Source organism: Sinomonas gamaensis (assembly GCF_005876955.1).
Classification (GTDB): Bacteria; Actinomycetota; Actinomycetes; order Actinomycetales; family Micrococcaceae; genus Sinomonas; species Sinomonas gamaensis.
Genome location: NZ_SSCL01000003.1, coordinates 284,183 through 304,464, shown reverse-complemented (window position 1 = coordinate 304,464; position 20,282 = coordinate 284,183). Strand labels below are relative to the sequence as shown.

Below are 20,282 nucleotides of genomic sequence, written 5' to 3'. Positions count from 1 at the left end.
GCGTCAACAAGAAGGATCCACGCGAGGCCGATTAGGACCATACACGTCCCGGCAGCGAAAACTCTTCGCCATCGTTGGCCCGCCGTTCCCTCTGCAAAAACGAGGAGCCCAATCGCGATCGCAGGCACAGCAACCCAAGCTTGGAGCTGTTTGGCCATGAAACCTAGGCCAAATGCCGCTCCGCACAGCAGATATGGTCCCCACTTCGTGCTGGATCGAGCGCGGACAGCGAAATAGAACCCGAGGGAAACCAGAAAGCCAGTAGTAGCCTCCGGATTATTGAACCGAGCCATGAGGAGAATGACTGGAGTGGTCCCGTAGAGGACCGCCGCGGTAACTGCAGTCCACCGTGGGAATGCTCGTCGTACGGCCAGGTAGAAAATAGCCACTGCGGCAGCGCCGAGGATCGCGTGAGGTGCGAGGATGCTCCACGAAGACAAGCCGAAAACGCGAACGACTATTGCAGAGGGCCAAATTGCCAATGGAGGCTTGTCAACCGAGACTGAATTTCCCCAGTCGAGAGAACCAAAGAAGAATGCTTTCCAGTCATGAGCACCAGCCTGCGCGGCTGCGGCATAGAACGGGTTTCCCCACCCGTTGAGGTCCAACCGGTAGAGATATAGCGCCAGCGTGGCCGCTACGAGCGCGCTGACGATAGCCCATTCTGGAACACTAGGCGCGTACGTGCGATGTCGATGGGGAGACGTAGTCGCTGAAGGCGGTCGCGGTGGGGAGATCTGGGTGGTCATCGCGTCTCCGTGAAGGAATAGTAGGTAAGGGAGCCGTACGTGTCACCGGAATAGTGCCGCTCTACCCAATCGACGATGCGTTGGCTTTCGGTCCCGGCCCCTGCTCCGCTTGGGAGTGCACCGAGCACCAGACCCCCAATCCGTCCCTCGGCAACAAGATGTTGGAAGACTTCGAGCGTCGGCGCCGGATCTGATCCATCGAAACCGCCGAGAGGGAGAACGGGTGAAGCGCTTGCAAGGGCAGCGAGAGCAGCGTTCTGCCCGCCGACCGTGGCCGCACCCCAGTTGCGCGACTCTGATGCGGATTGAATATGACTTGTGAGATCACGGTCGGGGAGAACCCCGAGCACCACCGATTCGTTGGCCGGGCTCATCGATGGCGCCAGCCCTTCACTATTTGGTGAGTCCAGTACGCCGATGATGCTCGATGGGCCGGCACTGGGCGAAGAGCCAGCATGACCCGTCAGGGCTGTTGCCACAGACCACACAGACGGGCCTGTGAGTAGCGCAACGACGGCCAGCCCCCTCATGGCACCGGAGATCGTCGGCGGTGGCGTATTGATCACCACACCGGCGCACGCAACGGCTCCTGCGATGATGATCGCGCTGAGGAGTTGCCCATAACCCGGTGTGTAGAGGCCCATGATGACGATGTTGACCAGCAGGGCCCCGAGCAATCCGGCACCTACTAGGCCGCGAGTACCAAGTTTGGTGCCTGGTGAAATACCGGTTTTCATTGCCCACGCGGCCAGAATCGCTGTCGGCGGGACGATAACGAGGGAATAGTAGGGGTGCACGATCCCGCCCATATACGCAAGGATCGGCACGCTGGTCCACCACCACAGGGCAGCGAACACGACGGGTGCAGGGACCGAGCGCGCATTCCGACGGAACACCATGACGAGCATGCAGGCCGTGGCTACCAGCACAAGCGGCAGCAGCCACGATACTTGGCCTGCATAGTTGGGGTAAATAAATCGGATGAATCCGGTGGCTGGAGCGCCTTCTCCAGTTGGCGATCCGGTAGTGCGAACCGCATCCTGGCCAGTGAGTCGATCTAACCCGTTGTACCCAAGGGTGAGCTCCCAGATGCTGTTTGTTCTCGAGCCACCGATGTACGGTCGAGATCCCGACGGAACCAAGCTCACCGCAACGAACCACGTAACGCCTGTTACGAGAGCCGCCGCGGCGGCTGTTGCCGCATGTTTGATCTTCGCGGGCCAGGAGAGACGGACTGAACCGAGAAGGCACAGGGCCGCGGCCGGCACGATTAAGAAGACCTGCAATTGCTTGGTCATGAAACCGAGACCGACTGAGGCGCCAACTAAGAGTGACCAACGGAACGACGGTTTGCGCAGCATGCGGAGCGACGACCACGCGCAGATTGTCATGAGCAGCACGAGCAGGGCGTCCGGATTGTTATACCGAAACATGAGTGTGGCTACAGGCATCACTGCTACTGCCGCACCGCCGAATAGCGCATAGACCGAGGGAAGGAAAGATCGGCAGATTGCGTACACGAGGAGCACTGTGCCAACGCCCATGAGCGACTCGGGGATGAGCATGGACCACGCGTTGAAACCGAAGATTCTCGCCGAGAGCGCCATAGCCCAGATGCTCAGTGGCGGCTTGTCGATGGAGACGAAGTCCCCCATATCAGCGCTTGCGAACCAGAAGGAAGTCCAGCTGCGTGAAGCGGCCTGAACAGCGGCCGAGTAATACGCGTTCGCCCAACCATTCTGGTCGAGTCCTGGCATATAGAGTGCCGCTGAGAGTGCGGCAAGAACCAGACGGTGCACCCGGTCGCTTTGAACCCATCTGTTGGCGAGATGCGTTCGCGGCCTGTCATTAGGGCTAGATCCCACGGGGGGAGCGGCTAAGCTGCTCATGCTGCGGAGGCGTGGCTTGGCACGGTGATCTGGTCGCTAGAAGTTCGCGCAGCCGTCCGCGACCGGAAGACCCAAGCCTTGAGGAGCGCGAATCGTAGGATCGTGGCGACGACATTTGCGGCCGTAAGGGTGATGAGCTCAGCAGCCGCGCCCGGCTGCGTCACCATGGCGTGCAATCCCAGCAGCGACGACGAGGTGAGCGCCCAGGCAAGACCGAACACGATGAGGCCTTGGAACTGTTGCAGCCCGTAATGCTCCGGCCCGCGAATTCCGAAGGTAAAGCGTCGGTTGGCAGCAGTATTGAGGACCGCGGTGATGAGCAGCGCTGCGAAGTTCGCGGCCTGAGCGCCGGCCATTGGCTGAATCAGGAGATACAGCAGGGCAAACGCCGCGGTGGAGAGAGCTCCGACGGCTCCGAAACGAAGTACCTGGCCGAAGAATGACGGCGGGACGCTGGGAAGGAGGGGGCGTCGGCCGAGCTCGGCGTAGATGGCAGGCAACGGAACTTTGCCTTTCGCAAGAGATCCCGCGACGCGGATGATGCCTCGCATGTCATCTAGCGCGGTTTGCTTGATGTTGACGCTGCTCGTGGGGTCGTCCGTCCAGTCCACAGGAATCTCGTGGATCCTGAGACCTGCGCGCTCGGCGAGAACCAGAAGCTCCGTGTCGAAGAACCAAGCGTTGTCCTCAACGTGCGGCAGGAGCGCCTTTGCAGCGTCCGCACGAATCGCCTTGAAGCCGCACTGCGCATCGGAGAAGCGCACTCCGAGAGCACCGTGGAGCATTGCGTTGTACGTGCGGGAGATGAATTCACGCTTCGGGCCGCGAATCACCCGTGAATCTCGCCTGAGCCTCGTACCGATCGACAGGTCGGAGTGGCCAGACAGCAGTGGGGCGAGGAGTGGTGGCAGGGCTGCCAGATCGGTTGAGAGATCGACGTCGAGATAGGCGAGAACCTCTGCCTCAGATTCTGACCATGCCGTTCTAAGGGCATAGCCACGGCCTTTCGTCTCGAGGCGGCGATATTTCACCCCCTTGAGCTCAGAAGCGAGCGCCTCGCCGATGTCCCGAGTGCCATCGGTACTCGCGTTGTCGGCGATGGTGACCTGCCAGGGAACCTGAAAGGCGTCGTCGAGATAGGCGACGACACGGCGCACACTCGCCGCGAGGCTCGCCTCTTCGTTGTAAACCGGGATGACGAGCTCGATCGCCAGGCCCCCGCTGCTACTGGTCATGCCGAAAAGGTAGGTCGCGCCGATCTAGGCTCACCAGAGGCCCAGAGAAAGACGAGTACCCCTTCGGATAAAGTCAGGTACTCGCCCGAAACGTGTGCTTTTGCCCTAGAGTCGGGGCGGAAAAGTCGAGTACTCATCACTCGCTTCCAAGTGGTGCACTCAAGCGCGGAACTCGTTAGCGTGATGCGTTCGGCCGGGTCACGAGCACGCGAGCTGCGACAGAGACCTGATTGCCCATCGGGCCGAGACTAGGCGGGAGCGAGGAATCCGCGACGGAGTTCCTGAAGCTGGCTCTCAAGATCTCGAACTCGCCGAATTTCGCGCCGGACGTTGACGACACTCCTCGTGGCCACCAAAGCGTACGTAACAGAACTGGCGCAGAAGAACCAGCCGTCCTCAGGGTCAACGAACGAGTCATAGGCGTTTAGAGCCACAACACCAGCCAACCAAGCCGGGGCTTGGCAGAGGGCAAGCACCAAGTCCCGCCTCCGTTTGGTGAGCGCCGGTCCCCAGTCGGCAAAGAGACAGGCGAGAGAGAGTACGCCAGTGTGCACTGCGCGGTCCATCGACGCTGTCTGCTCGTCGCTTAGCCTTTCATCGTGCTTGAGGGGACCCCGCATAAGAGCCAGGGAAAGGAAATCGAACACCGTGAAGACAAGAGCAAAGACCCCCGCGGAGACCCAGATTTGACTCCCTAATGATGTTCTGGGGGCAAAAGCGACCTGAAAAGCGACCCAGAGTTGGCCCGCCACAACGAACTGCACACACACGGATAGCCAAAAGGCTCGGTGCGTCAGCGATCGGCTCATCTTCTTCATGTGATTCCGGCCCCACGGATCATCGGACGGCCTCTCGCGCGGGCCTGCAATGTGTCGCCGCTCCCGAACGCGCGAGCTTAGATGCGACCTCTCGAAATGACTGGTGCTTCAAGAACATGGGGACTGCTGGACCAATGGGTGGCATGTTCTCGCATCGACGGTAGAGAGGCCAGAAAAGCCTCTGCGAAGACCTGGCCCTTCCTGCCTTGGGGGAGCACCTCGAAGTAATCCGCGTAAGGCGACGCATTGGCTCCGAGCGCGAAGACGAGCTTCGGCCGCGTCCCAGCACTACCGAACTCCTCCAGGTGCACGTCTCTGACGGCACTCCAAGGAATCGTTCCGAACGAGGCGTGCCGCAGTGGCCGGCGCACTTCGAGGCCGTTCTCGTCGGCGATGACCTGGATGAAGTATCCGCGGCCCTTTGCCTCCTCCGCGAGGCGCCCGGGCTTGAGGAAGGGGGCGGTGCTGTTCTCGGCCCAGTAGCTGGTCAAGACGACTGCAGTGGGACGTTGGGCTCGAATCGCGGCCGCCGACCGTCGCGCACGGACAGCCGGGACCACGATCAGGACCAGGAACGAGGCCACCATCGCGGAAACGGCGCAGACGCCGATGAGCCAGCCATCCGTCTTGCCCATGTCACTGCGATATCGAATGAGCCGTGCGAGCACCACAGCGGCCGCAACGAGGAGAAGCGCAAAGTGGAAACGATGAAGGCCCGATTTCCCTGGCTGGTCGTTCATGGAGAGACTGTAGGACCCGCCAAAGGGAAAGGTGAGGGCCGAGAGCAAAGACGAGTAGTCAAGGGGGCAAAGACAAGTACTCCCTGCGCTCACTCACACCCGGTAGCTGAGGGGGCGAGTCTGCAGCGACGAGAGCGCCTCCCAGGCGAGCGCCTGATGACACACGACGGATAGATCGACCTCGTCCGCGAGCTGCTCCAAGCGGACCCGAGAAGGCGTGCCTTCGCAATAGAGCGACTGGGCTTCCTCGCGTGGCACCTCGGAGAAAGTCACCGCCAACTCGCCCTGATGAGCGACGCGGATACTGACGGGCCGGATCTTGCCGTAAACGGCAGCGAAGGCCCGAGATGCCGTAATCGCATAGGCCTTGAGGAATTCGTGGCGAACATGATCCCGTTCGAGCCCGGCACCGCGGGCTGCTTCCCGGACAATCTTGTCGATGTGACGGCTCAGGGAACTCTGACTGAGGGAGACTTCCCAGGACCCGTCGGAGGACTCACAGCTTCCCTCGAACTCGGCTTTCCGCGCCGCGCGCAGGGCAGACTGCGCCAATTCCGCGATCTGGAAACCCCGCAATGCCTGCCGGAGCACCTCCGGGCATATCATCTCGCGCGCCAAGAGATGCTCAAAATGGTCTCCGACTCCGGAGATGCGGAGTGAAAGCTCCAAGCAGCCCGGATTGTTGCGCGAGGCGCGAGTAACGGATCCGACGACCTGCCCGTCCGCGCGGGAATCCTCCACCAAGGTGTTGACGCGGGCAGCCAAGAGCTCCTTGACGCCGTTCTCGCAGGCCACAATCTCCTGCGCGCTCGGCTCAAGCTCCGTGAGCGCGGCCCTAACGGACGCCTCGATCTCTTCTGTGGAGAGGAGCTCCTCGAACGTCTTCACATTGCCTGCCGTGGGAACTTCTGGGTTCACGCTGACCCCCGTCGTCGTGTCGTGAAATCAATGCTTGAACCCACGCGTTACCGCCGCGTTATCGCTGTCCTCTTTCTCGGAGCCCTTCAGCAGTAACGCAGCAGTAACGCCGGCATAACGCAGGGTCGCTTGACTCTCTTCAACGGCCGTCTCCGGTTCGTCATTCACCACAAACAAGGAGTTGAGTTCATGACCAAGCTGACCATCGCAGATCTGACCGCCGAGACCGTCGAGATGCTCCCGAGCCGCGAGACGCTGTTCTTCAACTTCAATGGCGCCCTGGTGCAGGCGACCAACGTCTCCTACGCGGTCAACGCAGCCACGATCCTCTCGAGCGCCAACAGCGCCGCTCTCCAGGGCATCAGCATCTCTCAGCACTGACGGTGGGCACCGGGACGGTTCGGCTGACACCAAGAAAGGCTGGCGGGGAGGGGAAAGATGGGTCGGCGGACAGCACGACGGCGGTGGCTGCTCATGCGCCACGTGGTCCTCGCGCTTGCCGTCGCCTTCGCCGTGGGGGGCGGAGGCCTTCAGCTCGCAGATGCTGCACATGAGCAGGATCGGGCCGCCGCGGCTGACCGCTTGGCAGCCGAGACGAGGTCCCCTGGTCCGACAGCATCAGCCGCGCCCAGTTCTGTCGGGCCCACTCCTCCTGCGCCCACTCCTCCTGCGGCCACTCCTCCTGAGAGCACACCTGTCCCAGCGCATGCCGCTCTTGCCCTCCCGCCCACCAAATTCGCGTGGCCGGCGGCAGGCATCTCGGTCAACGTGGCACCGCTCGCGTGGTCCCAGGGTGAGACCGTCGACCCACCCCTTGACGCCAATGGTTTCGACCCAGTGGCCCACTGGCTCGTAGGAACGGGCACAGCAGGCGCAATTCGCCCGGTTGTCCTTGCCGCTCACTCATGCCACGAAGGCGTTGCCCTCTGCAACGACTCGACCTTCCCGTTCAACCGACTCAGCTACGCGGGTTGGGCGCTCGGGCAATCGGCCACCGTGACCGGCGCCGACGGGCTCGCGGTGCCGTGCACCCTCGCGGACAGAAGGCTCGCGGACAAGTCGCGCGCTTTCTCGTTCGCCAACGAACCCTGCACCGTCGTGGTGTTCTCCTGCAATTTTGAGAACCCGGACAGCCAGGTGGTCCTCCTGACATTCCGATGCGGACAGTGCACCTGAGAATGCCAGCCAGTTCTCCTTGTCACTTTGTCGAGGGCATTGCGCCCTTCTGAAAGGAGGCGGCAAGCATGCCGCTGATCTCAAAGCCGCGTCGCAAGAGCGTGAGGATGATCTTCACGCTGAGTGCCTGTGCCCTCATGAGCGCGGGCGTCGCAACGAATCCCGCGTGGGCGGGCCAAGGAAACCTCGGCGGCGTGAACGGTCTCCCCGGGAGCGGAGTCACCGTCCCGTCGACAGGGACCGGGGACATCCTCGGGGGAAGCGTTCCCGGAGTGGGGGACATCCTCGGTGGAGGGCTGCCAACCGGTCTGCCCGGCGGTGCATCCGGAGACTGTGGGTGCCAGGGCGGGCCCACGTCGAGCCCCTCTCTGCCGGGAACAGGCGTTCCTATCCCCAGCATTCCGGTTCCCGGCGTCCCTGTCCCCACGGAAACGCCCACTGACTGCGGATGCCACCACCCGAGCCCCAGCCCAACTCCCAGTGAGACCCAGACGGGCACGCCGACTCCGACTCCCACGGGGACGCACACGGTCACCCCAACGCCGTCGTCCACCACCTCCAGCGCGTCGCCGAGCGGCGCCGCGGCGGGCGGCACCACCACGACGTCGACGTCGGGCACGGTCGCCGTGGCCCAAGCGGCCGGCGGTTCGGCGGTAGGAGGTTCGGCCGTTGGCGGTTCCACCGTCCAGCAGGGTGCAGGAGCCGGGGCTGCCGGGCAGGGTGAAGTGAGCATGACGGCCCAGACCGGCGCCGGCGCTCCGGGTCCGGACGCCACCCTCGCAACGTCGCTCTTCGCCTCCGGTTTCATCCTGCTGCTGTGGTCGCTGTTCAGCCCGCACCGTTCGCGGCGCGGCACGCGCGCCCACCGCGCCCACTGACGCCTCAGAGGAGGGTTCGCGGTTCCGGCGGTCCGCTCCGTGCAGTGACGCCGGAACCGCTCCTCTGTCCGCGACCCGTAGACTGGTCCCGATGACTAGGCTCTTCGGAACGGACGGTGTCCGCGGGTTGGCCAACGGCCTGCTGGACGCGCAGCTGGCACTCAGGCTCTCTCAAGCGGCTGCGGTCGTGCTCGGGCACCGCGAGGTCCCTGACGGTACACGACCGCGCGCCGTTGTGGCCCGCGACCCCCGCGCAAGCGGCGAATTCCTGAGTGCCGCAGTGGAGGCGGGACTCGCAAGCGCGGGCGTGGACGTGTACAACGCGGGCGTGCTGCCGACGCCGGCCGCCGCGTACCTCGTGGCCGATCTGAACGCAGATTTCGGCGTCATGATCTCCGCGTCGCACAACCCCGCGCCGGACAACGGCATCAAGTTCTTCGCCCGCGGCGGCCACAAGCTCCCCGACGAGGTCGAGGACGCGATCGAGGCCGAGCTCGCGAACGAGCCGGTCCGTCCGACGGGCGACGGCGTGGGCCGCGTTCGCCGGTTCGCCGACGCCGAGGACCGCTACGTCCTCCACCTGCTCACCACCCTTCCGCACCGGCTCGACGGCCTCACGGTCGTGCTCGACTGCGCCCACGGCGCGGCCTCGGGCTGCTCGCCCCAGGTGTTCAAGGACGCGGGCGCAAACGTCATCGTGATCGGCGCGGAGCCGGACGGCATCAACATCAACGAAGGCGTTGGGTCCACCCACCTCGAGGCGCTCCAGGCGGCCGTGGTCGCCAACGGGGCCGACCTCGGGATTGCGCACGACGGCGACGCCGACCGCTGCCTCGCCGTGGACCACGAGGGCAACGTCGTGGACGGCGATCAGATCATGGCGGTGCTCGGCTTGGCCCTCAAGGCCGACGGGCGCCTGCGGGACGACGTCCTCGTCGCGACGGTGATGAGCAACCTCGGGCTCAAGATCGCGCTCCGCGAGGCCGGCATCACCATTCGGGAGACCGCGGTCGGCGACCGCTACGTCCTCGAGGAGATGCGTGCCCACAACTACTCGATCGGCGGCGAGCAGAGCGGCCACGTCATCTTCCTGGACTACGCGACCACAGGCGACGGCGTCCTGACCGGCCTCCAGCTCGCGGCGCAAGTCGCCAAGACGGGCAAGAGCCTCAAAGAGCTGGCCTCCGTGATGACGCGGCTTCCGCAGGTGCTCATCAACGTCAAGGGCGTGGACAAGTCGCGCGTTCGAGAGGACGACGGCGTGTCCCTCGCCGTGGCCGAGGCGGAGGCAGAGCTCGGTGAGACCGGGCGCGTCCTGCTCCGCCCGTCGGGCACCGAGCCGGTCGTCCGCGTCATGGTCGAGGCCGCGGACGAGGAGACCGCCCAGCGAATCGCCGAGCGCCTCGCCGGCGTGGTGCAGAGCAGGCTTTCCCTTGCAGGCGAGGCAGAACAGGTGAGCCCCGCATAGGCTAACCGCATGCGTCCGCCGCCACCCGCCGTCGTCCGTCTGGTCCAGCGACTCAGCGGCGCGCTGGGGCGGGTGGGGCTGGCTCTCCAGCCCCCGCAGGCGAGGTTCCTCCAGCTCACGGGCGGAGTCGCCTCCATCATGCTCATGCGGGCGGCGCTCGAGACGAAGCTCGTGGAGCCGCTCGCGGACGGTCCGCTGACCGCCCAAGCACTCGCGGATCGTCTGGGCCTGCATGCCGATACGGTCCATCGTGTGCTGCGCGGCCTCGCCGTCTACGGGCTGACGCGCCTGGATTCGCGGGGACGCTTCTCGCTCACGTCCACGGGGCGCCTTCTCCTCGACGAGAGCCCGCATTCGATGTCCGGCTGGATCCGCTACCTCACGTCGCCTCTGGTGATTCAGGGGTGGTTCCGCATCCCGGAGTCGCTCCGGGATGGCCTGCCCGCCTTCAATGCGGCCACCGGGAAGACGATCTGGGAGCACCTCGCCGAGAACCCGGAGGAAGAGGACGGCTTCGCCCGCACCATGCGCGAACTCACGCTCATGGCCGCGCCGCTCATCGTCGCGGCGTATCCGTGGCCCGAGACGGGCACGGTGTGCGACGTGGGAGGCGGTGTCGGCTCCATGCTCGCTGAAGTCCTGAGGGAACGATCCGGGCTGCGGGGGCTTCTCGTCGACCAAGCCGGGCCCCTCGCAGGCTCCCGGGAGTACCTCGCCTCGCGCGGGGTGGCTCACCGCGTTACCGCTGTAGAAGGCGACCTCTTCACCGGTTTCCGTGCCGACGCGGATATCTACCTGCTCAAGGACGTCCTGCACGACTGGAACGATGCGCAGTGCCAGCAGATCCTGCGCACGGTGCGGGCTGCGGCCCGCGTGGGGACTCGGGTGCTCGTGCTCGAATGGCTGCAGGAGCCGAACCGTGCGGAGTTCCCGGTGTCCGTCTCCGACGTCATGATGCTCGCCCAGACGGAGGGCCGGCAGCGTTCGGCCTCGGAATTCTTCGCGCTGGGAGCCGCCTCGGGATTCGAGCCCGGACGCGTGATCGACACCGGCGCCTACGGAATCGTCGAGCTCGTCGCCGCCTAAATGCGCTTAAGGCGCTCACCGCGCAGACGTGACGGCGCAGCGATTAGCTGCCGGCGCCGGAGAGGATCATGAGCGGGATCGCGGCGATGGCCGCGGCGAAGATGATCACGAGGAAGACGATGGCGATGGCGTTGAGCAGCTTCCCATTGACGTGCTCGCCGAGGTACTCGGGGTCGTTGGCGATGATGAGGATCGGCACGTAGGTCAGGGGAAGGGCGACGGCCGAGAAGACGACCGACACCTCCGTGAGCTGGATCGGGTCAACCCCGGTCAGCAGGATGGCCCCAGCGAGGAGGATTGCCAGGATCATCACCACGTGGAACTGCGCTGCTCGGGCGGGCGCCCTGAACTTGCCCCAGGACCATCCGAAGAACTGGGCGATCATGTAGCCGCTCGAGAGCATCGTCTCCAGCCCGGCGCCGAAGACGGCGGCCACCACGCCCACGATCCCGAACGCCAGAGCAATTTTCCCGCCCGCTTCCGCGAGCGGGAGGACCACCTGAGACAGCGCCTCGACGTGGATTCCCGCTGGCAGGAGCACGACGGCGGTGCACGCCGCGATCGAGATGGAGAGCACCCCGCCGAGCGGGAAGCCGACCAGGACGTTGAGCCGAGACTCGGACAGGTCCTTCGTGCCCCAGTGCTCCTCGACGGCGCCGGACGAGAAGAAGAACACCTCGTAGGGGCTCACCGAGGATCCGAACAGCCCGACCGCGTAGTACCAGTAGCTCGCCGTTTCGTCGCCCGAAGGCGGCACCTGCAGGAGCGCTTGCCGGCCGAGGTCGGGCCACTGAGGGTGGAGCATGAAGAGCGCTACGGCGAAGACGATGAGGCACAGGCCCAGCAGACTCGTGACGTTCTCCATGATCTTGAACTTCACCCGCCAGACCACGAGCCAGACCGCGAAGGCCGCGAGCGGAACCCAGAGCAGGTAGTTCACGCTGCTCGCCAACTGGAGGGCGAGGGCGATGCCGCCGACTTCCGCAGCCAGAGTCAGAAGGTTGATGACGAATGATGCGGCAAGGTTTGCCACCGCCGCCCGTGGCCCGAGCCGCTCCCGGATGATCTGGAACGCGGCCATTCCGCTGACCGCAGCGACGCGCCCGGACATCTGGGCGAACAGGCAGATCACCACGACCCCCAGCAGCACGACCCACACGAGGCTGAGCCCGAAGCGGGACCCGACGACGCCGTTGACCACAAAGTCACCGATGTCGACGAAGCCGCCGATCGCGCTCAGGATGCCCAAAGCCACGCCGAGGAGCTTCTTCATGACCTTCGAAGCATGTTCCCGCTCGCGGGCGGGGGCAAGGGTTCGCGAAGGAACCCTGCCAGGGGATCAGTCTCGGCTGGTTGCCTTCAGCGCGTCGCGGATTTCCGTCAGGAGCGCGATCTGGGGATCCACGGCTTCCTTCTCCGTCTTCTCCTTGATGTCGAGCTTCCGGTTGCGGCGCTCGATCAGGACGTTCATCGGCATGACGATGACGAAGTAGATGGCCGAGGCGACCAGCAGGAAGTTCACCAGAGCCGTGAGGAACACCCCGATCTTGATGTCCCCGAACGCGAGGAAGTTGTCGAAGTTCGGTTCGCCCACGAGCAACGAGATGAAAGGCATGAGGACGCTCTTCACGAGCGCATCGATGACCGCGCTGAACGCGGCCCCCATGATCACGGCGACGGCAAGGTCTACGACGTTGCCCTTCATGATGAATCGCTTGAATCCGCTCAGCATGCGGCCCAGACTAGCGTGCCTGCTTCAATACGTAGGCGCCGCGGGCAGCCCGAGGTACTCCTCGAGAGTGGGGACGCCCCTGCGGACCATGTCCGTTGCCGCCTCGATGCCGATGAACCGCAGGTGCCACGATTCGTAGTAGTAGCCGGTCGTCCCTTGCTGCATCCACGGATAGCGGACGATGAACCCATACGCGTGGGCATGCGCCGCCGCCCAGTGAGCGGCGGGGGTGTCCATGAAGCACGGCTGGAAGGTGCAGGCATCGTCCGCTGCGCCGACGTCGAGCGCCCAGCCGGTCTGATGCTCCGAGTAGCCGGGGCGGGCCGAAGTTACCTCTGCCGCGTCCTGGCCCTGGACCGCCACGAGCTGGGCATGTGCGGCGGCTTGCGTTGCGTACGAGCGATACCCGCTCGCGAGAGTCATGTCGACGCCGGCCGCCGTGGCCGCAGCGAACATCGCCTCCGCCGCACGGGCCGTGGTCGGATTGAGCAGGGATCCCTCGCCCGACGTCGCGAGGGGAACAGAAGGCCGTACGAGGTCGGGCGTGAAGTCGGCTGGCTGGAGTGGCCGACGCTTGTTGACCACCACCCACGGGCTCCTCGGGTCGGACAGGGAGAAGCCCGAGGCTGTCGGGGTTGCGGTAGGTGGTGACGACGGGGTGTTCGGCGATGGCGACCACGGCGTCGGGGGAAGGGACGACGGCGGGGCGGCCGCCGTCGTCGTCCGCTCAGGGGCCGCCGGACTCACCGGAGTACAGGCGGCGAGGCCCAGCGCCATCGCGGCGAGCGCGACGGTCCGGCGGGTGGGAAGCCCGCGCTCGGGAGGATGACCGTCGTCGCCCACGCCCGCTCACACCTTTCTGAGGAGCATCCGCCTGATGGAATGATCGGCGTCCTTGGTGAGCACCAGCTGCGCCCGGCCCCGGGTGGGCAGGACATTCTGAATGAGGTTCGGCTCGTTGATGCTCTTCCAGATGCCCTGGGCCGTCTTGATGGCCTCGCCGTCGGAAAGCGACGCATAGCGGTGGAAGTAGCTCTCCGGCTGGGCGAACGCGCCCGAGCGAAGCTTGAGGAAACGCTGCACATACCATTCTTCGATGTCCGCGGTCCGCGCGTCCACATAGACCGAGAAGTCGAAGAAGTCGCTCAGTGCGAGGCCGGTCGTCCCATCGCTGCGCGACCGGGCAGGCTGAAGGACGTTGAGGCCCTCGACAATGAGAACGTCCGGCCGCCGCACCACGACTTCCTTGCCGGGAACGATGTCGTAGGTGAGGTGCGAATACCACGGCGCCCGCACCTCTTCGGCACCCGACTTGATCTCCGCGACGAAACGGAGGAGCGCCCGCCGGTCGTACGACTCCGGGAAGCCCTTGCGCTCGAGGAGCCCGCGCCGCTTGAGCTCGGACAGGGGGTAGAGGAAGCCGTCGGTCGTGACGAGCTGAACGTCCGGCGTGGACGGCCAACGGCGCAGCATCTCGCGGAGCACACGCGCGATGGTCGACTTGCCGGCTGCGACCGAGCCAGCCACCCCGATGACAAAGGGGGTGCGCTGGGTCTTCTCGCCCAGGAACGTCTGAGTGGCGCTGTGCAGCTCGCCCGAGGCCTCGACGTAGAGCGACAGCAGGCGGCTGAGCGGAAGGTACACCTCGCGGACTTCGCGCATGTCCAGCGGGTCGCCGAGGCCGCGCAGACGGAGGATGTCCTCCTCGTTGAGCGGCTGTTCCATGCGGTTCGCGAGCTGTGACCAGCGGGCACGGTCGAGTTCGACAAAAGGGGTGGCGCCATCGCCGTCGAACTCGCTCCTGGGCAGACTCACTCACGTGATTCTGCCAACACGGTCGCCCAGAGTGAAATGGGCGGGCGAAACGCCCCCGGTAGGATGTTGGGCATGTGTGGAATCGTCGGTTATGTCGGCAGGGCCCAAGAGCGTAGTGCAGCGGGCGGGAATGGCGCTCATGATGCCCTAGATGTCGTCATCGAGGGTCTGCGGCGCCTCGAGTACCGCGGCTACGATTCGGCGGGTGTCGCCGTCGTGGCCGATGGGGCCGTGGAAACTCGGAAGAAGGCCGGCAAGCTCGGCAACCTGGTGGCCGAACTCGAGCAGCGCCCGCTGCCCGAGAGCCTGACCGGGATCGGGCACACCCGCTGGGCGACCCATGGTGGGCCCACCGACGCGAATGCCCATCCGCATCTCGCCGACAACGGCCGTCTCGCCGTGATCCACAACGGCATCATCGAGAACTACGCCGAGCTCAAGCAGGAGCTGCGCGCCAAGGGCGTCACCTTCGCATCCGAGACGGACACCGAGGTCGCGGCCGCGCTCATCGGCGACATGTACCGCGGCGCCGCCGGCGGCGACATCACCAAGGCCATGCAGCTCGCCGCCCAGCGGCTCGACGGGGCGTTCACCCTCCTGGCAGTCCACGCGGATCAGCCCGGCGTGGTCGTCGCCGCCCGGCGCAACTCGCCGCTCGTCGTCGGCCTCGGCGACGGGGAGAACTTCCTGGGCTCGGACGTCTCCGGGTTCATCGACCACACCCGCCGCGCGGTTGAGCTGGGCCAGGACCAGATCGTGACGATCACCCCTGATTCCTTCGTGATCACCGACTTCTACGGCCGCCCCGCCCAGGGCAAGGAGTTCGAGGTGTCCTGGGACGCCGCCTCCGCGGAGAAGGGCGGCTTCCCGTCCTTCATGGAGAAGGAGATCCACGACCAGCCGGCCGCCGTGCACGACACCCTGCTGGGGCGCTCGGACGCACAGGGTCGCCTCATCCTGGACGAGCTGCGCATCGACCCGGCCGAGCTCAAGCAGGTCAACAAGATCATCGTGCTCGCGTGCGGCACCGCCGCGTACGCGGGTCTCGTGGCGAAGTACGCGATCGAGAACTGGTGCCGGATCCCCACCGAGGTCGAGCTCGCGCACGAGTTCCGCTACCGCGATCCGATCGTGGACAAGAACACGCTCGTGGTCTCCATCAGCCAGTCCGGCGAGACCATGGACACGCTCATGGCCGTCCGCTACGCCCGCGAGCAGGGGGCGAAGACGGTCTCGATCTGCAACACCAACGGCTCCACGATTCCGCGTGAGTCGGACGCCGTGCTCTACACGCACGCAGGCCCGGAGATCGCCGTCGCCTCCACGAAGGCGTTCCTGGCCCAGATCACTGCCGCGTATCTGCTGGGCCTCTACCTGGCACAGCTGCGCGGGAACATCTTCTCCGGCCAGATCAAGGATGTCCTCGCGGATCTGGGCAAGATCCCCGAGAAGATCCAGCAGGTCCTCGACAACGCAGAGCCCCTCCGCGAGCTCGCCCGCAGCATGAAGGACGAGAAGTCCGTGCTGTTCCTGGGCCGCAACGTCGGCTACCCGGTCGCGCTCGAGGGAGCCCTCAAGCTCAAGGAGATCGCGTACCTGCACGCCGAGGGCTTCGCGGCCGGCGAGCTCAAGCACGGCCCCATCGCGCTCATCGACGAGGGCCAGCCCGTCTTTGTGGTGGTGCCGTCCCCGCGGGGACGCGACTCACTGCACTCGAAGGTCGTCTCCAACATCCAGGAGGTGCGCGCCCGCGGGGCCCGCACGCTCGTGATCGCGGAGGAGGGCGACGAAGCCGTGCGCGAGTACGCCGAGTACGTCTTCTACGTGCCTGAGACCCCGCCGCTGCTCATGCCCCTGCTCACCACGGTTCCGCTGCAGATCTTCGCCGCCGAGCTCGCGCAGGCGAAGGGCTTCGACGTGGACCAGCCGCGAAACCTGGCCAAGTCCGTCACGGTCGAGTAACCCTCCTCATTCCTTTCGGGTACAGATAAGGACGCCCAGACGCGTCTCGGGTGCAGATACTGCTTGAGCCATGAAGCTGTGGCGTCGGTATCTGTACCTGAGACGGTTGGGGAGGGGAGTTGGTGTACCCGAAACGTCAGGGGTGGGGCGAGAGCAGCCCCTTGACGTAGGCGGCCTGACCGACGTGCTGCGTAGCGTCGTTCAGGATGCTCATGAGCCGCACCGCGGCAGTCACCGGCGGGTCCCAGCGGTAGTCGACGACCGTTCCGAAGTCCTCGGGCCTGAGACCCCGAAGGATCTCGAGCGCCCTTTCGTGGACGGCGGCGTGGTACTCGCCGAGAAGCGACGGTTCGAGATGCGGAAACGCGGCCACCTGTTCGGGCGTGTGACCATAGCCGGTGCTGGCCTCCGGGTAGGGCGTGCCAAGGCGGTTCCGCCAGTCGATCCACACTTGCCCTAGCGGCATGGTCCGCTCGCGCCCCCGTGGCGCGTCGCCGCCGTCGAGCACCTGCGCGAGGGCCGCGAAATGGTCGTCGGTGATCCGTGAGAGATGCCACACGAGCCACCCGACTGAGTTGGCCGTCGGCGAGGGTTGCGCCGCAGCCCGTTCCGGTGAGAGGCCCAGCAGCACATGCTCGACGCTCTCCCGCACGCGACCAAAGCCGTCCTCGAGGATGCTGATGGCCCAGTTCTGCTGTTCCATGAGGCCCACCCTAGCCCTCGCCGACCGATACAGTGGGGCCCATGGCTATCGTCGGCATCGGAGTGGACGTCGTGGACGTCGATCGGTTCGAGCGTCAGCTCGAGCGCACCCCGGGACTCAGGGACCGCTTGTTCGTTCCGGCTGAGCGCGAGCTCAACACTCGCTCGCTGGCAGCCCGATTCGCCGCGAAGGAAGCGGTGGCGAAGGTCCTCGGCGCTCCGGCAGGAATGAACTGGCAAGACTGCTGGATCGGCTTGGACGCCTCGGGGCCAACGATCCAGATCAAGGGCACGGTGCTCGCCGTCGCCCAGGATCGCGGCGTGCGGACGTGGCACCTGAGCATGTCGCACGACGGCGGCATCGCCACCGCTATGGTCGTCGCCGAGAGCTGAGCTTCAGACGCCCGACGGTCGCGAGTCCGAACACCACCCCGAAGACCCCGCACGCCCCCCACGCGAGGAGCGCTGGATCTGAGGATCCGTTGGTGACAAGATGCGCCGCGATATACGACGCAACGGCGACGACGACGGCAATTCCGACCGGATTCTTCACGAGGTACCCCCAACTTCCGTGGTCCGGGACAAAGTCTAGACTCGCCCTATGATCACGGCCTTTACCGGTACGGAGGTCCGCGAGGCCGAACGCCCGCTTCTGGCGCGGCTGGGCCCTGAGCTCATGGCAAGGGCCGCGCACGGGCTGTACCGCGTCCTCGTCGCCGAGCTGCTCCGCGCCCGGGGCTCGCTCTACGGAGCGCGCGTTTCCGCCGTCGTCGGCAAAGGCAACAACGGCGGCGACGCCCTCTTCGCCCTCGCCGAGCTCGCAAGGCGCGGGGTGCGGACGACGGCGGTGCTCGCCTCGAGCACGGCCCATTCCGATGGCCTTGCGGCGTTCTTGGCGGCAGGCGGACGCATCGAGAAGGCCCTCGAGCCCGCCGAGCTGGTGGTGGACGCCGTGCTCGGAACAGGCGCGTCGGGGGAGTACCGCGCCCCGTTTCCCCGCCCCGAGGGCCTTGTCGTGGCCTGCGATCTCCCTTCCGGCGTTGACGCCGACACGGGGATGGCATCCGAGGACGTCTGGGAGGCGGACGTCACGGTGACCTTCGGAGCGCTCAAGACGGGGCTCCTGGTCGGACGGGGGAGGGTCCTCGCCGGCCGGGTCGAGGTGGTCGACATCGGCCTCACACCCGAGCTGCCTCGTCCTGACGTCCTCGTCCTCGAGCCTGAGGATGTTCGCGCGCTCCTTCCGGAGCCGCGGGAAGACTGGCAGAAATACAGTCGGGGGGTCTTGGGCATCGTCGCAGGGTCGGACCAGTATCCGGGGGCAGCGGTGCTGGCGACGTCCGCGGCGCTCGCAGTCGGAGTGGGCATGGTCCGCTTCATCGGCCCCGAAAGCGTGCGGCGTGCCGTCCTCGCCGCTCACCCTGAAGTGGTGGCATCGGGCGCCCCTCAGGGGCGTGTTCAAGCGTGGGCTGTGGGTCCCGGGATCGCGGACGACGCCGATCAGCACCGAGCGGTCGACGAGGCCGCAGGGTCGGGGCTGCCCCTGGTGATCGATGCCTCGGCACTCAACGGGATTCCCGGAGCGCACCTTAACGGCCGCGCCGTGCTGACGCCCCACGCAGGGGAGCTCTCGCATCTTCTCTCGCGCATGGGGATCGAGGCCGAGCGCGCGGCGATCGAGGAGCAGCCCCTTCGCTGGGCACGCTTCGCCGCCGAACATGTTGGGGCCACGGTGCTCCTCAAGGGGCCCGTCACGGTCTGCGCGGCTCCCGACGGTACGACCTACGTCCAGGCCTCCGGACACCCCTATCTCGCTACGGCCGGGTCGGGCGACACCCTGACGGGAATTCTCGGCGCCCTGCTGGCCACCATCCCCCACGAGCGACCGGTCCAGATTGCCGCTGCCGCCGCCCTGATCCACGGTCGCGCTGGCCGCATCGCGGCCGAAGGAGGTCCCTTCGGTGCCGGTGCCCTCGCGGCTGCGGTTCGGGAATCGGTTGCCAGGCTCAGCCGGTGACATCCAGCCGCCGCGCCCCTGACCGCTTCAGGGTCATTGCCGGAGCCGCGGGCGCGGCTGGCGGAGGGCGCATTTGGACCGCGGACGACCTTGCAGCGAAGGGCTTGGTCCTGGACGGCTCGGACGGCTGGGCGATCAGGGCGGAAGGGGTGCGGTTTGAGCGCTCGTCTGCGTTCAGGCTCGCTGCGCATCCTGGTGAAGTCCGAGTGGGCGCCGGGAGTCTGGGAGTAGGGGTGCTGTTCGGCTTCGTGGAGCGAGGGATGGTGAGCCTCCACTGCGGCGGAGGCACCGAAAGGCTCGGCCCTGGCCAGGCCTTCTTTCTTCAACCGCGTGCCGACCTCGTAGTCCAATGGCCGCTCCAGACCCTCCTGACGGTCGTCAAAGTGCCGCTCAGCGTCCTGGCCGACCATGGGGCTGTTCTTCCGCTCGAATGCGGGAGGCTCTTGGCGCAACGATCCATCGTGGGACCCGTCAAGGACTTCGTCGGGGCCGTGTCCGAGACCGAGGCACCCGAGCCCAGCGCGGGGCGCCGGATCGAGCGACTGCTCGAGGAGATGACGGCGGGGCTGGCCTTGGAGCACAAGGCTGCGCTGCCGTGTCCCCATGGGGGGCGCGACCTCTACGCTGCCGCGGTGGCCCTGATCGAGACGCGCAAGGGCGACCGACGCCTGACTCCCGCCAGCATCGCTGTCAGCCTCAATGTCTCCCTGCGTCACCTCCAACGCGAGTTCAGCCAGCGCGGCGACGCCGTTGCGACGGCGATTCGCCGCCTCCGCACCGAGTACGCCCGCGAACTCCTCCGCGACCCCCGCTTCGCGGCGGTGACCAGCTCCGGGATCGCGGAGCTCGCCGGCTTCGGGTCCGCGAAGTCACTGCACAGGGCCCTGGTGGACTCGATGTCTGATGCTCCGTCGCGTGATGCTCCGTCGCACGACGTTTCAACGCCGGATGTTTCGTCAGGAGAGACAGGACGCGACATGCCTCAGGACGAGTTGCGACAGTTCTCGCCTGAGGCGCCCAATCAACCTCAGCCGTCCTTGTAGAACTGGGGGACAGGCACGCGGGGACGTGCCCACGGACTGAGGAAGGTCGGGGGA

20 protein-coding genes and 1 pseudogene are annotated in these 20,282 nt (G+C 65.9%); 10 read left to right on the top strand and 11 right to left on the bottom strand.

The window, feature by feature from the left end; translation table 11 throughout:
* Positions 1-38: 38 nt before the first annotated feature.
* The 5 genes and pseudogenes from E5679_RS21580 to E5679_RS06145 all read right to left on the bottom strand — a co-directional run.
* Positions 39-749: pseudogene (locus E5679_RS21580) on the bottom strand (ArnT family glycosyltransferase); the annotation flags it as partial.
* Positions 746-2,506: a glycosyltransferase family 39 protein gene (locus tag E5679_RS06160; protein ID WP_171042261.1), complete on the bottom strand. Its 1,761-nt coding sequence runs from the start codon at positions 2,504-2,506 to the stop codon at positions 746-748. The gene E5679_RS06160 and the pseudogene E5679_RS21580, both read right to left, overlap by 4 nt.
* A gap of 128 nt (positions 2,507-2,634) precedes the next feature.
* Complete coding sequence (locus tag E5679_RS06155) at positions 2,635-3,873, bottom strand: bifunctional glycosyltransferase family 2/GtrA family protein (RefSeq protein ID WP_138414185.1); 1,239 nt, start codon at positions 3,871-3,873, stop codon at positions 2,635-2,637.
* Between the two features lie 895 nt (positions 3,874-4,768).
* On the bottom strand, positions 4,769-5,431 hold the full coding sequence (locus tag E5679_RS06150; RefSeq protein ID WP_138414184.1) for a PH domain-containing protein: 663 nt from the start codon (positions 5,429-5,431) through the stop codon (positions 4,769-4,771).
* Positions 5,432-5,524: 93 nt separating this feature from the next.
* Positions 5,525-6,349, bottom strand: a complete 825-nt coding sequence (locus tag E5679_RS06145; protein WP_138414183.1) for a hypothetical protein — start codon at positions 6,347-6,349, stop codon at positions 5,525-5,527.
* Positions 6,350-6,538: 189 nt separating this feature from the next.
* On the opposite strand from E5679_RS06145, the gene E5679_RS06140 reads away from it, so the two are divergent.
* The 5 genes from E5679_RS06140 to E5679_RS06120 all read left to right on the top strand — a co-directional run bounded on the left by E5679_RS06140 (position 6,539) and on the right by E5679_RS06120 (position 10,957).
* Entirely contained in the window at positions 6,539-6,730 is a 192-nt protein-coding gene (locus tag E5679_RS06140) for a hypothetical protein (RefSeq protein ID WP_138414182.1), read from the top strand.
* A 57-nt stretch (positions 6,731-6,787) separates the two neighbouring features.
* Positions 6,788-7,525: a hypothetical protein gene (locus E5679_RS06135; protein WP_138414181.1), complete on the top strand. Its 738-nt coding sequence runs from the start codon at positions 6,788-6,790 to the stop codon at positions 7,523-7,525.
* Positions 7,526-7,593: 68 nt separating this feature from the next.
* Positions 7,594-8,403 (top strand): hypothetical protein, encoded by an 810-nt coding sequence (locus tag E5679_RS06130; RefSeq protein WP_138414180.1) that lies wholly within the window; start codon positions 7,594-7,596, stop codon positions 8,401-8,403.
* 91 nt (positions 8,404-8,494) lie between these two features.
* Positions 8,495-9,871 carry a phosphoglucosamine mutase gene (glmM, locus tag E5679_RS06125; protein WP_138414179.1) on the top strand — a complete coding sequence of 459 codons (1,377 nt, stop codon included), beginning with the start codon at positions 8,495-8,497 and terminating at the stop codon, positions 9,869-9,871.
* 9 nt (positions 9,872-9,880) lie between these two features.
* Positions 9,881-10,957 (top strand): methyltransferase, encoded by a 1,077-nt coding sequence (locus tag E5679_RS06120; protein WP_138414178.1) that lies wholly within the window; start codon positions 9,881-9,883, stop codon positions 10,955-10,957.
* A gap of 43 nt (positions 10,958-11,000) precedes the next feature.
* On the opposite strand, the gene E5679_RS06115 is transcribed toward E5679_RS06120, so the two are convergent.
* The 3 genes from E5679_RS06115 to E5679_RS06105 form a co-directional block, all read right to left on the bottom strand.
* The gene (locus E5679_RS06115) at positions 11,001-12,230 is read right to left on the bottom strand and encodes an Nramp family divalent metal transporter (protein ID WP_138414177.1); all 1,230 of its coding nucleotides are present in this window, start codon (positions 12,228-12,230) and stop codon (positions 11,001-11,003) included.
* Positions 12,231-12,296: 66 nt separating this feature from the next.
* A complete protein-coding gene (gene mscL / locus E5679_RS06110) occupies positions 12,297-12,689 on the bottom strand; it encodes a large conductance mechanosensitive channel protein MscL (RefSeq protein WP_138414176.1) in 393 nt (130 codons plus the stop codon).
* A gap of 24 nt (positions 12,690-12,713) precedes the next feature.
* Positions 12,714-13,277: a M15 family metallopeptidase gene (locus tag E5679_RS06105; RefSeq protein WP_338055890.1), complete on the bottom strand. Its 564-nt coding sequence runs from the start codon at positions 13,275-13,277 to the stop codon at positions 12,714-12,716.
* Here E5679_RS06105 and E5679_RS21520 point away from each other — a divergent pair.
* Positions 13,264-13,518, top strand: coding sequence for a hypothetical protein (locus E5679_RS21520; protein WP_338055889.1), 255 nt, complete (start codon positions 13,264-13,266; stop codon positions 13,516-13,518). The two genes, E5679_RS06105 and E5679_RS21520, sit on opposite strands and share 14 nt — an antisense overlap.
* A 20-nt stretch (positions 13,519-13,538) precedes the next feature.
* On the opposite strand, the gene coaA is transcribed toward E5679_RS21520, so the two are convergent.
* Positions 13,539-14,504: a type I pantothenate kinase gene (gene coaA / locus E5679_RS06100; RefSeq protein WP_138414175.1), complete on the bottom strand. Its 966-nt coding sequence runs from the start codon at positions 14,502-14,504 to the stop codon at positions 13,539-13,541.
* Between the two features lie 72 nt (positions 14,505-14,576).
* On the opposite strand from coaA, the gene glmS reads away from it, so the two are divergent.
* Positions 14,577-16,466 carry a glutamine--fructose-6-phosphate transaminase (isomerizing) gene (gene glmS, locus E5679_RS06095; RefSeq protein ID WP_138414174.1) on the top strand — a complete coding sequence of 630 codons (1,890 nt, stop codon included), beginning with the start codon at positions 14,577-14,579 and terminating at the stop codon, positions 16,464-16,466.
* Positions 16,467-16,602: 136 nt separating this feature from the next.
* Here the strand turns inward: glmS and E5679_RS06090 are convergent, their stop codons facing one another.
* Complete coding sequence (locus tag E5679_RS06090) at positions 16,603-17,169, bottom strand: mycothiol transferase (protein ID WP_138414173.1); 567 nt, start codon at positions 17,167-17,169, stop codon at positions 16,603-16,605.
* Positions 17,170-17,210: 41 nt separating this feature from the next.
* Between E5679_RS06090 and E5679_RS06085 the strand changes: the two genes are divergently transcribed.
* A complete protein-coding gene (locus tag E5679_RS06085) occupies positions 17,211-17,561 on the top strand; it encodes a holo-ACP synthase (protein ID WP_138414172.1) in 351 nt (116 codons plus the stop codon).
* Here the strand turns inward: E5679_RS06085 and E5679_RS06080 are convergent.
* Positions 17,539-17,721, bottom strand: coding sequence for a hypothetical protein (locus E5679_RS06080; RefSeq protein ID WP_138414171.1), 183 nt, complete (start codon positions 17,719-17,721; stop codon positions 17,539-17,541). The genes E5679_RS06085 and E5679_RS06080 overlap by 23 nt on opposite strands.
* A 48-nt stretch (positions 17,722-17,769) precedes the next feature.
* On the opposite strand from E5679_RS06080, the gene E5679_RS06075 reads away from it, so the two are divergent.
* Positions 17,770-19,185, top strand: a complete 1,416-nt coding sequence (locus tag E5679_RS06075) for an NAD(P)H-hydrate dehydratase (protein ID WP_138414170.1) — start codon at positions 17,770-17,772, stop codon at positions 19,183-19,185.
* Positions 19,182-20,228 (top strand): AraC family transcriptional regulator, encoded by a 1,047-nt coding sequence (locus tag E5679_RS06070; RefSeq protein WP_138414169.1) that lies wholly within the window; start codon positions 19,182-19,184, stop codon positions 20,226-20,228. The genes E5679_RS06075 and E5679_RS06070 overlap by 4 nt, the downstream gene beginning before the upstream one ends.
* Positions 20,229-20,282 lie beyond the last annotated feature (54 nt).

Excerpts from the sequence above, each read along its gene's own strand:
- E5679_RS06160 (WP_171042261.1), bottom strand. The coding sequence starts at position 2,506 with ATGCCAGGACTCGACCAGAATGGTTGGGCGAACGCGTATTACTCGGCC.
- E5679_RS06155 (WP_138414185.1), bottom strand. The coding sequence starts at position 3,873 with ATGACCAGTAGCAGCGGGGGCCTGGCGATCGAGCTCGTCATCCCGGTT.
- E5679_RS06150 (WP_138414184.1), bottom strand. The coding sequence starts at position 5,431 with ATGAACGACCAGCCAGGGAAATCGGGCCTTCATCGTTTCCACTTTGCG.
- E5679_RS06140 (WP_138414182.1), top strand. The coding sequence starts at position 6,539 with ATGACCAAGCTGACCATCGCAGATCTGACCGCCGAGACCGTCGAGATG.
- E5679_RS06135 (WP_138414181.1), top strand. The coding sequence starts at position 6,788 with ATGGGTCGGCGGACAGCACGACGGCGGTGGCTGCTCATGCGCCACGTG.
- E5679_RS06130 (WP_138414180.1), top strand. The coding sequence starts at position 7,594 with ATGCCGCTGATCTCAAAGCCGCGTCGCAAGAGCGTGAGGATGATCTTC.
- glmM (WP_138414179.1), top strand. The coding sequence starts at position 8,495 with ATGACTAGGCTCTTCGGAACGGACGGTGTCCGCGGGTTGGCCAACGGC.
- E5679_RS06120 (WP_138414178.1), top strand. The coding sequence starts at position 9,881 with ATGCGTCCGCCGCCACCCGCCGTCGTCCGTCTGGTCCAGCGACTCAGC.
- E5679_RS06115 (WP_138414177.1), bottom strand. The coding sequence starts at position 12,230 with ATGAAGAAGCTCCTCGGCGTGGCTTTGGGCATCCTGAGCGCGATCGGC.
- mscL (WP_138414176.1), bottom strand. The coding sequence starts at position 12,689 with ATGCTGAGCGGATTCAAGCGATTCATCATGAAGGGCAACGTCGTAGAC.
- glmS (WP_138414174.1), top strand. The coding sequence starts at position 14,577 with ATGTGTGGAATCGTCGGTTATGTCGGCAGGGCCCAAGAGCGTAGTGCA.
- E5679_RS06090 (WP_138414173.1), bottom strand. The coding sequence starts at position 17,169 with ATGGAACAGCAGAACTGGGCCATCAGCATCCTCGAGGACGGCTTTGGT.
- E5679_RS06085 (WP_138414172.1), top strand. The coding sequence starts at position 17,211 with ATGGCTATCGTCGGCATCGGAGTGGACGTCGTGGACGTCGATCGGTTC.
- E5679_RS06075 (WP_138414170.1), top strand. The coding sequence starts at position 17,770 with ATGATCACGGCCTTTACCGGTACGGAGGTCCGCGAGGCCGAACGCCCG.